Source organism: Nitrosovibrio sp. Nv6 (assembly GCF_900110495.1).
In the GTDB taxonomy this organism is placed as follows: Bacteria; Pseudomonadota; Gammaproteobacteria; order Burkholderiales; family Nitrosomonadaceae; genus Nitrosospira.
Map to the genome: position 1 here is coordinate 699,525 of NZ_FODX01000001.1, position 13,599 is coordinate 713,123.

The 13,599-nt window shown below is 51.4% G+C and carries 10 protein-coding genes and 1 tRNA gene; 6 read left to right on the forward strand and 5 right to left on the reverse strand.

Annotation, left to right across the window (positions count from 1 at the left end; translation table 11 throughout):
- The first annotated feature begins 522 nt into the window (after positions 1-522).
- The 4 genes from BMX66_RS03465 to BMX66_RS16100 all read left to right on the forward strand — a co-directional run bounded on the left by BMX66_RS03465 (position 523) and on the right by BMX66_RS16100 (position 4,789).
- Entirely contained in the window at positions 523-1,476 is a 954-nt protein-coding gene (locus tag BMX66_RS03465) for a phosphoadenosine phosphosulfate reductase family protein (protein ID WP_255398789.1), read from the forward strand.
- Positions 1,473-2,474: a tyrosine-type recombinase/integrase gene (locus BMX66_RS03470; RefSeq protein ID WP_090878397.1), complete on the forward strand. Its 1,002-nt coding sequence runs from the start codon at positions 1,473-1,475 to the stop codon at positions 2,472-2,474. Before BMX66_RS03465 ends, BMX66_RS03470 begins: the two co-directional genes overlap by 4 nt.
- 231 nt (positions 2,475-2,705) lie before the next feature.
- The gene (locus tag BMX66_RS03475; protein ID WP_090878399.1) at positions 2,706-3,203 is read left to right on the forward strand and encodes a hypothetical protein; all 498 of its coding nucleotides are present in this window, start codon (positions 2,706-2,708) and stop codon (positions 3,201-3,203) included.
- Between the two features lie 8 nt (positions 3,204-3,211).
- Entirely contained in the window at positions 3,212-4,789 is a 1,578-nt protein-coding gene (locus BMX66_RS16100; RefSeq protein ID WP_369826960.1) for a recombinase family protein, read from the forward strand.
- Here the strand turns inward: BMX66_RS16100 and BMX66_RS03490 are convergent.
- From BMX66_RS03490 to BMX66_RS03495, 3 genes are all read right to left on the reverse strand, one after another.
- Positions 4,748-4,823, reverse strand: a tRNA-Asn gene (locus BMX66_RS03490). The two genes, BMX66_RS16100 and BMX66_RS03490, sit on opposite strands and share 42 nt — an antisense overlap.
- Positions 4,824-5,218: 395 nt before the next feature.
- Positions 5,219-5,380 carry a hypothetical protein gene (locus tag BMX66_RS15560; RefSeq protein ID WP_158593374.1) on the reverse strand — a complete coding sequence of 54 codons (162 nt, stop codon included), beginning with the start codon at positions 5,378-5,380 and terminating at the stop codon, positions 5,219-5,221.
- Between the two features lie 596 nt (positions 5,381-5,976).
- Positions 5,977-6,204, reverse strand: a complete 228-nt coding sequence (locus BMX66_RS03495; protein WP_090878401.1) for a hypothetical protein — start codon at positions 6,202-6,204, stop codon at positions 5,977-5,979.
- Positions 6,205-6,581: 377 nt separating this feature from the next.
- Between BMX66_RS03495 and BMX66_RS03500 the strand changes: the two genes are divergently transcribed.
- On the forward strand, positions 6,582-7,844 hold the full coding sequence (locus BMX66_RS03500) for a vanadium-dependent haloperoxidase (RefSeq protein ID WP_090878403.1): 1,263 nt from the start codon (positions 6,582-6,584) through the stop codon (positions 7,842-7,844).
- A gap of 1,064 nt (positions 7,845-8,908) precedes the next feature.
- On the opposite strand, the gene BMX66_RS03510 is transcribed toward BMX66_RS03500, so the two are convergent.
- Positions 8,909-10,345 carry a homospermidine synthase gene (locus tag BMX66_RS03510; RefSeq protein WP_090878407.1) on the reverse strand — a complete coding sequence of 479 codons (1,437 nt, stop codon included), beginning with the start codon at positions 10,343-10,345 and terminating at the stop codon, positions 8,909-8,911.
- A gap of 362 nt (positions 10,346-10,707) precedes the next feature.
- On the opposite strand from BMX66_RS03510, the gene BMX66_RS15775 reads away from it, so the two are divergent.
- Positions 10,708-11,073, forward strand: a complete 366-nt coding sequence (locus tag BMX66_RS15775) for a hypothetical protein (protein ID WP_090878409.1) — start codon at positions 10,708-10,710, stop codon at positions 11,071-11,073.
- A gap of 143 nt (positions 11,074-11,216) precedes the next feature.
- Here BMX66_RS15775 and BMX66_RS03520 read toward each other — a convergent pair whose 3' ends face one another.
- Entirely contained in the window at positions 11,217-13,205 is a 1,989-nt protein-coding gene (locus BMX66_RS03520; protein WP_090878411.1) for a GumC family protein, read from the reverse strand.
- Positions 13,206-13,599: the final 394 nt, after the last annotated feature.

Genomic DNA, 13,599 nt, shown 5'->3' on the forward strand with positions numbered 1-13,599 from the left:
TCAACCGTTTTTTCCACGGGTTCACTTTTCCAGTCCACGGCTTATATCTATATCTATCTCTCTCTTTTAAAAGAAGAAAGAAGAAGAAAAAGAGCCTGGAAAAGAAAGGCGCCAATCCACGGGTTAGCAGAGCTGCTTAAAAATGCATCCACGGGTTATGACCCACATCCACGGGTTATCCGTGGATTTACGCGGGATAAATATCGTGAATAATCATGCTGTTATGGTTAATATTAGGGTGATCCACGCATCCACGGAAAGATTTGCGTGTGGGTATTTTTGGTTTTGTTTCGGGAGGAGATGAAATGGGCAAGAGTTATCACATGTGCCTCGATGTCAGAGGCGCTTTAACGAACTGGTCGGATAGAAATTTCAGGGGAGTATTCACGCATGACGATGGTCGTAAGATGACGCCGGCTGAGGCTAAATCCAATTTACTGGACGAGTTATCCAAGGGGCATGAGGTTATTCCTTGTGGGAAGTGTGACAACTTTGATTTCTCGGGAGAGGGATGCCTTGGGCATGATGCTTAACAAGAAAATCCGCCATGTCGTCAGCATTTCAGGTGGGAAGGACAGTACGGCAACATTAGAGCTGGCGCTTTCCAATTGTCCGCGGGAAAGCATCATCCCTATTTTTTGCGATACCGGAAACGAGCACGAAGCCGTAGATGAGTATTTGGGCTACTTGGAGAAAATGTGCGCCATTCGTGTCATGCGATTAAAAGCGGATTTTTCCGAGCAGATCGCCGCAAAGCGTATGTTTATTGCGCGTGACCAGCGTACACGACGTGACAACAACGGCCGCAGAGTTAGATGGAGCAACAAGGCCAAGCGTCGGGCTCTAAGCGTGCTACACCCAACCGGAAACCCGTTTCTAGATCTCTGCTTATGGAAAGGCCGTTTCCCTAGCCGCAAAGCCCAATTTTGCACTAAAGAGCTTAAGCGAAACATGGCAGTCGAGTTTCAGCTGAACCTGATTGACAAAGGTTTTAGCGTGCTGAGTTGGCAAGGTGTGAGACGAGATGAATCCCTGAACCGCCGCGATGCAAAGAAGATAGAGCGGGTGGGCCCAAGGCTTTGGGTTTTTAGGCCAATAATTGATTGGACGGCCCTGGATGTTTTTGAGTACTGCGCCAAGCGAGGATTGGACCACAATCCGCTCTATAAGCAGGGGATGAAACGCGTCGGGTGTATGCCGTGCATCAATGTGAATAAGGGCGAACTCAGGCAAATAGCGGTCAGATTTCCTGAGCACATCAGCCGTATAGCTGGGTGGGAAAAACTTGTATCGGCTGCGAGCAAACGACAGGTTTCCACGTTTTTTGCTGCGTACAAAGACCCAACTGTGGAAATAGGCGACGTGCATAAGATCGTCGAATGGGCGCAAACCTCAAGAGGTGGACGCCAATATGATCTTCTTGGCGGTCTATCGGATACGTCAGCTTGTGCATCGGCTTATGGATTGTGCGAATGACTAATCTGATCGAAAACTTCCTCGAGTTCAAGCAGCGCAACGCCGGCAGGTCCGATCGCACTATTCACGCTTATCGCCTGGCGCTTAGGCGGATGGTTGAATACTTTGGCGATCAGGATCTTCGCCAGATCACGCAGGATGAATTGCTCGCGTTCACTGGGCCATATCTCCACAAAATGGGGTTGCGTGACCCGGTAAGCCGTCGCCCGCACGTTGCCGCAGTTCGTGGTTTCTACAGCTGGCTGGCTTCGACAAAGCGGATCCGTAGCAACCCAGCCGAGAATTTGCCTTATCCGGATAGAGGTCGCCGGATCCCGCGCGTGATGACGCTGGCCAGCGCCACCAAGCTTATGTGGGAGCCGGACTTTAATACCTTTGCTGGGGTGCGCGACGGCGCTATTCTCGCGCTGCTCGTAGGTTGTGGACTGCGTGTGTCTGGCCTGATAGCCCTCAACGAAGGCAATATCATCCAGGATGAGATCGACGGCAAGGTGCGCATGCTGATCAAGGTGGTCGAGAAAGGCGATAAGCAGCGCAAGCTGCCTATCCCGCCAGAGGCGGACTTGCTGCTACGGCTCTACCTTGATCATGCGGATCTTAAACAGATAAACCGGCGCCTGCCTGATGGTGATCAAGTTTTGTTTGTGAGCCTGATGAACAGGACAGTCACGCCTGATCAGTACCACGGCGAGCGCCGGCGTCTTAATCGTAGAGCAGTGCTGCAGATGATCAAGAAATACGGCAAGCGGGCCGGCATATCCGAGGATCAAATCCATCCGCACGCCATGCGTCACCTGTTCGGTACCGAGCTGGCCGAGGATGGGGTTGATATCATCGCCCGCCAACGCTTGATGGGACATGAGGATGCCAAGAGCACAGCCATCTACGACCACATGGCCATGCGCAAGCTGACCCGCGAAGCGGATCGGGCCAACCCCCTGGCTAAAATAAAAACGCCGGTCAGCGATCTTTTGAAGAGACTCAACAAGCAGTCGTAATACAAGGCAGGCATCGAAGCACGTGATTCGGGTTTGTGGATGGCGCAACCCATATAAGGGGATGCATCATCGGAGAGAGGAAGTAAGCAGCAGTAGGCTTCTTGTGGTGATCTGGCAGGTGTCGACAACTTTGACAAATATCGGGCTAAATCTGTCTGGTTCCCACAACTAGGGTAATGCGCACTTTGGTGATAAAGCGCAATTGGGCAACGGCAACATGAGGGTTTGAGAGTGATAAACGATGATGAAAAGCGAAGTTCAGATGGGGGAATTGGCGCATCAGGTCAGCCAGCCGACTCACCTGCCGATGGGGTGGGGGGTCGGCAGGCATCCTCACCCCATCCCGACAGGGGGGGTGGGTACCAGAATAACTGCACGGTTTTGAACTTCGGGCTTTCGGAAGAAAAAAAACGCGACCAGCGTCTGGATGAATTGCAAAAAATGGGACTACAGCGCATCTGGATAGATATCGCGGAAAAAATTGGCGTGGATAATTTGTTGATAGCCTGGCGCATGCTCGATTCGGATCAAGCTAACCATGCCGATGACGGGCGCTTACTCATCCCGATCAGGCGGTACCGGACTTACATAAGATACCAACGGAATCGGTATATCGAGTCTCTGGTCGAGATGAATCTTTCCCCGCGCGAGATAAAGGAGAAAATTGAACGGCAGTTATGTGAAAAGATCAGCGTCCGTAACATATTGCGGATTTCGAAGCGGGGATAGGATCAGTTATGGCAGAACAGACGGCGATCATTTACGCTCGGGTTTCCACATCGCGCCAGGCTGATGACGGACTCCCGATTGCAAGCCAGATCGAGCAAGGGCATAAAAAGGCCGGTTTACTCGGAGCCCTGGTGGTCAGAGTATTCACGGACGCCGGCATTTCCGGCAGAACCGACGAGAGGCCAGCCTTCCGCGATGCTGTTGCCTATTGCAAAGCGTATGGCGTGGATTACTTCGTTTGTTGGAGCACGTCGCGTTTCGCTCGGAACAAGCTCGATGCCGCCCTCTATAAGCGTGACCTGGAGAAATGCGGTACTCGAGTAGTGTATGTCAGCGTAGACCTGGACAATCGGACCGATTCCGGCTGGATGATGGAATCAATGCTCGAAATCTTCGACGAGCATTACAGTCGACAGGTCAGCGCTGATACGCTACGCAGTATGATAAAGAATGCGCGGGATGGATATTTCAACGGTGGCCGGGTACCCTTTGGTTATATGGCGGTACCGGATGGCAAGCGGAAGCGGCTGGCAGTACTGGATGTGGAAGCTCAAATTATCAGGGACTTATTTGGGCTATATGTTGAGGGGATTGGGTGTAAAGCGATCGCCATGACGCTGAATGAGCGAGCCCGATTGCGTCGCGGCATGCGGTGGAACAAGAACGTGGTTACCGCTACATTGAAAAATGAGGTTTATACCGGCAAGGTGGTATTCAATCGAACCGATAGCCGAACCGGGAGAGCCAGATCCAGGGAAGAGTGGATAATCACTCAGAGTCACCCTGCAATCATCGAGGAGGGAGTTTTTATGAGCGTTCAGGAATTGTTTGGCGAGCGGACCCCGGTTGACGGTGGTGGATCCCCGCATAGCGGGCTTGTTTTTACAGGGCTATTGCGGTGCGGGAAATGTGGACTGGCAATGCGATCGGAGAATGGTACCGGACGGAGCCGACGTTACCATTACTACAATTGCCAGACAGCGCAAAAAGGGGGTGGCTGTGAAAATCGGCGAATAGCCGCCCCTGATCTTGATCAATGGCTCATTCAGGCGATCATGGACAAGGTGCTTACCCGAGAAAGGCTGGTTGAGACGATTTCTGAATTGCACGAGATTACCGGACGCTGGGTAAAGGACCGTGCCAGGCGACGGGAGGAAATAGTAAAAACCCTGCGCGATGTAGAGTCTAGGTTAAAAAAACTCTTTGATGTGCTTGAGCTGCATGGGAAAGATGCCCCGAACATGGGCGACCTCACTGAGCGTCTGCGTGAGCTGAAGCAGCAGCGGAGCAGCCTTGATCTTCAGCTTGTTACCATTGAAGAGGAGGAAATCCCGATCATCCCGATCACTGAAAGCGATGTGCAGGAGATGGCGGATTTGCTGCGGGATATTGTGGAGACTACAGGCGATCAGAAAAAACTAAGGCTGTTCTTCTCATCATTCATCGATCAAATTGTGGTGAATGACAAGGGCGTGAGGATCGAATACCGCGCGGAAAAATTGGTAAACCAAACCGGATTTGATACGGTTCGTAGTAAGGCTCGGTGGCTCCCCGACCAGGGCTCGAACCTGGGACCTGCGGATTAACAGTCCGTCGCTCTACCGACTGAGCTATCGGGGAATTGAAGAGGTGCATATACTAATAGCTTGGGCCCACCTGGTCAATGCTGTAGGCCAAGTAATTACGATAGCGAAAGTATTAGTGGGTCGGCTGGTACTGCGGAAACGCAGGCATTCCATTCCGAATGAATCTGCTGCCACTGGTCGATACGAGTGGGTAAAGCTGGGCAGTAGCAGGATTTCACGCTACTGGAGGCCCCTCGTCACGCTACACTTCGCAAATCCGGCCCGGTTATCTGCACCCTTGTGCGGTTCGTCTGAGGGGAATTAACAGTAGACTTTCTGCTGAGTGAAAGAGGCTGGATCATGTTGAATTACCGATGCCTGCGCCGCCAGCGCATTTCAGAAATATGAACGTGCAGGCCGCAGACGATCGTTTTTCGTTTAAATCGTCGCTCAATATTCTTTCTCTGGCACGACGATAACCTTCTCGCTGGCCCCAGGTTCTCCTTGGGGGCCTTGGGGACCCTGAGGGCCGGGTTTACTTGAGCCTATCGATATGCAGCCGGTAATTCCTGCAAGCATTACTACTACCGCAAGCAGCTTTAAGTTTTTCATAGGATAACCTTTTTTAGGTTGATTTTAGTCGCCACTGCATCTAAAACATACCCTAAAGCTGTAGCTGTAACTGTTCGTTGCCGCACACTCGCACGTAGTGGGCCCTCTTCTGCTTACCGTGTTGAGAGGACATCTTTGCATTCAAGTCAGCGAAAAATCCCAACTGAATAGCAGCCGCTGGATCATCTCCGGCTAACTCCGCTCCTGCCGAGGTTCTATCCATTTTTCCTGCCGATCTGTTGGAAATTTTTCTTGACATTTCATAGTAATCCACATAGTCACAGAAATATCATAATCACCCCTGATTACCAGCGATAAACCCGCGCGAAACATGGCTTTCAATTCAACTCATTGATAATAAATGTAATTTACAAATGTTTAAAAAATGGCCAAACGGGAAAATATTGTTACAACTGGGTGACTTACCCACCGTGTACAGAGGTTATCAACAAACTTATCCACAGCAATTGTGGACAATAAAACCCCTCCTGCCCATGGGAATACAGATCTTTGCAACGCAGCATTTATGAGGGTCTGGCTGAACTATTGATCCCGGGGAAGTACAAGAGTTAGGTAGCGATTAATGCAACAGCAACCTATTTCTTGATCTCGCCAAAATTCTCATACTCCTCCAAACGAAGAGCCGCTTCTACTACTTGCTTCGCTTCCTCGACGGTTTTTGCATGGGAGAGATCTACCGCCGGATTGGGATAGCTGTGCCAAAATGAAAAACCGGCGGTTGTAATCCAGAGCAAGCCTCTTACATGTTGCTCTACAAATACCTCTTGATGATTTTCATCAACTACTTTCCATTCAATATCCATGGTTCACGCTCCTCGACACGTTACAATATCACAGGGGGCCGGGTATCCGCCTCCGGCCAAGGCAATTGTGCAGCGCATATTTCATGTGTTTGCCAGATCAATATGAAACGTTGCACTCTTGAACTAATTGCCGGGTAACAGGAAGACTGACATTTTCATAGACTCATCAGTGAATTTATCTTATCTATTGTGCCTACCTTTGCTTACCTCTTGAGGTCGGACCATGCAGGGGTAGAACCATGGGGACAAGCTCCCCATACAAGTCAAGCACAACGCATGGCTTGAGAAAACACCCCAAGCAGGCAATAAACAAAGGCGGGCCGGTGTCTCGTCACGCTTTAAGTATATTTGTTTAATCTCAGCACGGAAAAAAATCTATGATCCAAAACATCAGGACACGCTCCAAGACCGGATTGCTGGTCACTGTCTTGGCAATTGCCGCCGCCACTTTGTTTGTCTGTCCTATGGCCAAGGCGGATGCAGTTACCGATTGGAACCGCGTGGCCGGGGGTATTGTTGTCGATGCGAACTTGGGACCGCTGCCGGCCGACCGGGTGTTGGCCATTGTTCATACAGCAGTATACGAGGCTGCAAACGCAATTACTAGACGCTATCCAGGTGACCCATCAAACGGACCCAAGCTGAAGGCGCTACCGGGAGCCTCGGTAGATGCCGCCATTGCATCTGCAGCTCGCACCGTGCTGGCGGAACTCGTCCCGTCGGGAAAGACAGCTATCGAAGCTGCTTACCACGCTGCGCTGGCCCTGGTCCCCGGCGGTTCGGCGAAGACCGAGGGAATCTCCGTCGGAGAAAAAGCTGCGGCTGCGATCCTGACGCGACGCGCGAATGACGGCATCGCGGGGGGAGAGACGTATCGGCCTCATACGTCACCAGGCATGTACGTGCCTACCGTAATACCGGAAGCTCCGCACTGGTTACAGATCAAGCCATGGCTGATGGCGAGTGCTTCCCAGTTCCGCCCCGGCCCTCCCCCACCGCTGACCAGTGAGTTATGGGCGCGCGATTATAACGAGGTCAAAACCCTCGGCAGCAAACACAGTACGCGCCGCAGTGCGAAACAGACCGCTATTGCCCATTTCTGGGAGGAAGTGATGCCGCCCATCTATCACGGAATCGTGCGCTCCGTTGCCGACGTTCCGGGAAGAGAGATTACGCAGAATGCACGCCTTTTTGCGATGGTGACTCAGGCCAGCAACGATGCCCTGATCGCGGTCTTTGATGCGAAGTACCACTATGGCTTCTGGCGGCCGGTCACGGCGATTCGCAACGGCGACATCGACGGCAACGACGCAACCGAACGGGACCCGTCGTGGCTGCCCTTTATTGACACGCCCATGCATCCCGAATATCCATGTGCACACTGCATTGTTTCCGGAGCTGTCGGCGCGGTGCTGCAAGCGGAGATTGGCGTAGGACCCACCCCGCTTTTAACGACTACCAGTCATGCTGCTGGCGGCGTAGCACGAAGCTGGACAGGAATCGATGAGTTTATTCAGGAGGTTGCCAATGCACGCATTTATGATGGTGTGCACTACCGTAACTCCGCAGAGGTGGGCACCGCCATGGGAAAACAGATTGGCGAGTTGGCGGCCACGAAGTATCCCGGACCGATCAGGTAGAACGCAACCGGGTACTGCGCTTCGCACTATTTGAGCATTATGCCGGGCAGCAAACTCGATCGTGGGCGGCGCGAGTTTGCGCGTATCGGTTTTACAATGACAACCCCCGTTTTACCTTTACCTCCCGCATGTAACTTGCGGGCGCCAAGCTCGTTTGCACTCTGCACGCGGTTACTTTTCGGAATAACAAAATTGTTGTTGACCCTTGGGACAACAATTCACATCCGGGCAGCAATCTACATCCGGCAGTATCCATACCGTAACAAAATATCGCGCAATTGACGCCATCGTTCAACCACGTCTAGCAAACCAGTATTATTGCTGGTTTTCCCGTATGTTTTTGATAAAAAATATTATTTCTACAGTTCAAAAAATAGCCGAAAGGAAAATACCATTGCGGGAGGGTCACTTACGGATCGTGTTCATGGATTATCAACAAGCTTATCCACAGCAATTGTGGACAATGAAAGTTGCACTCAGGCTCTGGTAAGTTCCTCCACACGTATTAAAGACAGATCTCAGGGCAAATTCGGGGAACCAATACCAAGGCTTGCTGACTAAATTTATTGGATGGAACGTTCCTGGGAGAACGTAGTCCAGGAGGGCTGGTCTACTGTTGGAGGTTTTTTCTTTTGGGAAGGAGGAAAAAGTGAAAAAACGTAATCACCACGAAGCATTCACCACGTTTTCCGGTTTACTTGATCAAGGAGCTGAAGTCTTTACGAAAAAAATGTTCAAACATTCTCAATCAAAGACTCAGGAACACTGGGGCGACATGAAAAAAAACCGGCAGGACAAAATATCCGCCAGCAGATCGCGGTCCCGAAGGGAAGGACTAAACCGAGGTTAGCGCGCTACAATCAAGGCATGCGTCAACACGATTAATTGTAGTTGCTGCATGCAATTGCGGAAGGCTTTCCCCGCCATCCCAGAGCTTCCCCTCGTTATGTCATAAATCCCACAATGCCAGCAATCCTTTAGTCCCGGCTTCGATCGGACTCTCCAGCCCGTGCACGAATCAGCACACAGTCCCGCACGCCGAGAACGTCCATGACCCTCAACCCTCATGTCACCCGGATATTCTTGAACTGCCAGGGGTCGTCCCAATCCACGTTCTCGCTGAATAGCCATCCTCTATCACGCAGCGGCGTCCAATCGGTATATAAAGCCACCAGTTCTCCAAGATAAGGCCGTGCGATTTCCAGAATGACCTCATGGTCTATGTCGTCGGGCTCGACCACGCCGGCATTGGGATTTTGAAGCACCCATACCATGCCAGCCAGAACTCCGGCCACGACCTGCAAACTGGTCGCATTGTTATACGGCGCGAGCCGTCGCGCTTCCTGGATAGACAAGTGTGATCCGTACCAGTAGGCGCCCTTGGCGTTCCCCATGAGCAGCACGCCCAACTCATCCACCCCATCCACTATCTCATCCCGGAGGATTCGCTTGTTGGATTGCAAGCGCCAGTTTCTGCCTGCCAATTCGTGGACGGAAAGCACAGCATCATCACACGGATGATATGCGTAATGCACTGTCGGGCGGTAGATCACCTTTCCGTTTTCTTTCAAAGTAAGATGATCCGCTATAGAAATGGATTCACCATGCGTAATCAGAAAACCATGGTAAGAACCGCTGAATGGCACCCAACTGCGCACTCGAGTAGCTGCCCCAGGCCGGTTAAGGTAAATGGCTGCATCACAGCCAAATCCGTGACGTGCCCCGTCTGCCGGAAAATGACGCTCATGACTGCCCCACCCCAGCTCTGAAGGCTGAAGGCTTTCGCCGACAAACCCATCTACCGACCAGGTATTGACGAATTCGTTAGACTGTTTACGCCGTGCGGTATTCTGTGTATCCCGCTCCGCGACATGAATGGCTTTTATTTCAAGGCGAGACGCCAACTCCGCCCACTCTCCAGAGCTTGTCGGCTTTTTTACGCTCATACCGCTATCGGCAGCGATATTAAGCAGTGCCTGTTTGACAAATGTCGAGGCAAGTCCGGGGTTCGCGCCGTGTGCCAGGAGGGCTGTAGCCCCCCGCTGCTTTTCGCGAGCAAAAGCGAGGGCTTTTTCCCGCAGTGCATAATTGGACCGCAATGATACCGAAATCGATTTGTCGGTGTACCCACCCAACCATGGTTCGATGCAAGTGTCGAGGTAGAGAGAACCACGCCGCCAGCACAACTCCATGAGCGCCAGGCTGGAAACATCCACTGAGAGATTGAGCAGGAAGTCTCCCTTGCTCAGGCATGGCTCGAGCACCGCATGGTAATTCTCCTCGGTCAGCATGTGGGGAGTGAATGCAACGCCGAATTCTCTAGCGATATCCTCCCCATTCTCATCCCCGGAGATTATCCTGACCTGTTCCGGGCGTACCTCAATGTTTTGGAACAACAGCCTGAGCATGGCCTGGCCTATGCTGCCAAACCCAACTATTATCAAACTCCCCTGCAAGTGCGCTTGTTTGATATGTGCTTTTTTATGTGCTTTCATTTCCATGCTTATATTTTCCTTGCTAGCTCAACCTGAATTCTCTTCGTCCCAACTCCCGCTGAATACCGGTACACCAGGGCACAGATAAAACCTCAATCACACCGCTCGCTCAGTCCTGCTGCTGCGGGCATGAAACTGCGCCGATCTGTTGCGCGGACAATAGCAGGAACTGCGAGTAACAAAATATGTCGAACCTGTAGTTTAATATGTGGATATCGCAGGCGGCATGGCTGAGCCAAGTGATTGGACCGATCTGGCTTTCACGCAGCGCAAACTGAGATTGGAGTCGGTAGCACTGTTTTTTTTATTGCTCTATATGCAGCACCTATTGCGGATTAATCCAAATTCTATTGATAAGGAGAGCGGAAATGACTAATTGTATCCTGCCCCAGCACGAAAATCACACTCATCCCCACGGCCCGGAGTGCGACCACACAGGTATTGTGCATGGCAACCATGTCGATTATCTGCACGATGGCCACCTGCATCACCCGCACGGGGATCATATCGATGAACATGTGATAGATATAACGGAGATCAATCCGGACAGCTGCACGCCCGCCCACAAATGCGCGGGACACCAGCAGGAACATATGCACGGGCCTGATTGTGGACATGAAAGAGTCCCGCACGGCGACCACATCGACTATCTGGTCGATGGGCACCTCCATTACCCCCACGATGATCATTGTGACGATCACGGCCCCGTAACGCTGGCCGATCCGCTTGCCTGATCCGCTCCCGCTCGATCCTCAAGTTTCTGCGAGAGTTGGCTTATTGCTGCCGCCTGCCGCCCGCCGACGCCTGATTTTTTCGTCCCTGCGGTTGGAAATCGGCTACCGCGGGTTCAAAAGATCGTACGCACACACCCTGCTCGTCAGATTGTATTAATCAATGCAGGATGAATTAACTCGATCTCGTGAATATGACGGCCTTGTTGTGGGGGTGAATAGGCGCTGTAGCTGGAAATAGCAGAGGGCTCCAGATCGCCTACAATTTGTTCAAGATCCGATAATCGCAGCCCTTGACGTACAAGATAAGCGATATAGCTATGTCGAATCGCTTCAGCAGTAATTTCCTGGGAGTCTGGCAGACCCGAGTCCACTGCAGCACAGACCAAAGCAGCCGACAGGTCGATACGCGTTCCAGGATCATCAGCACTCCATACTGGCCTGCCATCCGACTGCATAAGCAGCGATTTAAGCGAATTGCTCAGGGGAATGGTTCTCGGCGACGCTCCCCTCAGGTTGATGGTTCCTGCTGCCAGATTGATTTGATCCGGTGTTAAAGATGCGGCCTCATCAATATTCATGCCGCTAAGCAATAACCCGATCAACTGCTTTCCTTTAAGGTTTGAAGCGTTGATCAAAGTCCTTAACTGATGACTGGAAAGTTCTCTATAAGGAGGAACAGTCGGGCCCGACAGGGTATTGGTTGTTTTCTGTTCCAGTGAACCGGCCGCAGTACCGAGCGCAGTATGAGGAGGATGGTCGATCAATTTGGCGGCAGGCTCTGGATAATTCTGTACACCGAAAATCGCAATAGATGGCTGCTGTTCTTTCTTTTGAGTCAAATATTCGAAAATCCACACGCTGAAGAGTCCCAGCAGTAAAGAACCCGCTACCGCTATCAAAGCTTCACGGCTATAGTCAGGCCTCACCGGTTTGGCGGACTCATAAGCCCGGTTGATGACGGTTACCTGCGGATATTTATCCTTGCGGCCGGTTTTGACTTGAACCAATCGCTCCTGGGCGTCACGATAGAGTGTTTCCAAACCCTCCAGATCGGTTTTTAACGCGTCGTGCTCGGCAAATTTCGATGTGAATGCGAACGCCTGCTTTTTATGCGCGTCCAGTTGGGCCCGAATGCCGCTAGTGGTTTGTTGTGCAGCGGCATAAGCCATTTCGGCATCCGTCAATACCACGTTTTGACCATACCGGCGCTTGCTATTGACCGCAGCTTCCAGTTCCTTGATTTGCTCAGGAATAGATTTCAAATCGGGTTGCAGGTTTAAATATTCGCGGGTGAATTTTTTGTCGAATTCGGCAAGTTTCTCGCGCAAATTCTGCAATCGCGTTTCGAGATCGACCAAACTGCCCTTTTCGTCGTCAGGCACCACCGCTTTTCCCCGGGCAATAGCCACTCTGACAGAGTCCAGCTTCGATTTCGCCTTGACTTCTTCCTCGCTGGCTTTGTTGAGCGACTCATTCAGGCCTCTAAGCCGGGCGGCTGCTTCATTTTCTTCGCGTTGGGTAGAAGAGATATCATGATTTCGTCTGAACGTCTCCAGCGCTACCCGTGCGGAATCTACCTTGTCAGCAAGTCCCTCCAGCTCGTCCTCCACAATACGCTGAGTATTGCTTGTCAATTTTTTGACTTCTTCAGCCCTTGCATCGAGGTACACATCGATCCAGGTATTGATGAGCAGCGGCAAAAATTTCGGATCGGTACCCTCTGCCACTATTTCGACGAGATTGGTTTCCGAGACGGGCTCGACATTCAATAAATTCTGAATATCCGATGCCGTCAACTGGGATAGAAATTTGCCTACAGGCGAGGCCTTGAGTCGCGACACAGTCTCGGCAGCGATCTCATGCCCTAAAAAAATCTGTCGTTGAATAGCCACGTGCTGAATGTCCGCATCGCTGCTTTCGCGGTCTATGGCCGTCATAGCCGAGGTCAGCAAGGTTGCGCTGCTACGATAAACGGCGGGTTGGCTGTAGATATAAGCCAGGCTGATCGCGGCGCTGATTAAAAACGCCAAACTGAAAATGCTGAATCTGCGTGACCGGTACCACGGCTGCTCATGCCCACCTGCCAATTGCTGGCTACTACCGGCCAGGCGCGAACTGATCCTGTTTCTCATAAACCGGGGTAAATTCCCAAAGTTCGATAAACGCGAAAGCAACCCGGAATTTCCATGGATAGGAAAATATCAGCCGAATACATTCAAGAATGGCAATTACGCATAATTTTCAGGTACGCCGAATTTAAGCTGCGGGGGAAGTAAGAATCGATTTGTTATTTTTTTCTGCCGGCATTCTTATTCATTTTTCCAGCAGAGTGCGGGTTAAACAGTATGTCAATAACAATTGATAACGCATCTCCCCGCGCGCTCAGCCGAACAATGGCCAATCATCGGTAGAAATACCAATACTGTAAATGCCACCTAATTAATGGAGCTTCCGTTCGGTTCCGCACAAACGGGACGCGGTTCCTCCCGTGACAATGTGCGCAATTCGAAATGAAGCTTTTCATAA

Bases quoted from the DNA above. Each gene is read 5' to 3' on its own strand.
- BMX66_RS03465 (WP_255398789.1), top strand. From the start codon at position 523: ATGATGCTTAACAAGAAAATCCGCCATGTCGTCAGCATTTCAGGTGGG.
- BMX66_RS03470 (WP_090878397.1), top strand. From the start codon at position 1,473: ATGACTAATCTGATCGAAAACTTCCTCGAGTTCAAGCAGCGCAACGCC.
- BMX66_RS03510 (WP_090878407.1), bottom strand. From the start codon at position 10,345: ATGGAAATGAAAGCACATAAAAAAGCACATATCAAACAAGCGCACTTG.
- BMX66_RS03500 (WP_090878403.1), top strand. From the start codon at position 6,582: ATGATCCAAAACATCAGGACACGCTCCAAGACCGGATTGCTGGTCACT.
- BMX66_RS16100 (WP_369826960.1), top strand. From the start codon at position 3,212: ATGGCAGAACAGACGGCGATCATTTACGCTCGGGTTTCCACATCGCGC.
- BMX66_RS03520 (WP_090878411.1), bottom strand. From the start codon at position 13,205: ATGAGAAACAGGATCAGTTCGCGCCTGGCCGGTAGTAGCCAGCAATTG.
- BMX66_RS15775 (WP_090878409.1), top strand. From the start codon at position 10,708: ATGACTAATTGTATCCTGCCCCAGCACGAAAATCACACTCATCCCCAC.
- BMX66_RS15560 (WP_158593374.1), bottom strand. From the start codon at position 5,380: ATGAAAAACTTAAAGCTGCTTGCGGTAGTAGTAATGCTTGCAGGAATT.
- BMX66_RS03495 (WP_090878401.1), bottom strand. From the start codon at position 6,204: ATGGATATTGAATGGAAAGTAGTTGATGAAAATCATCAAGAGGTATTT.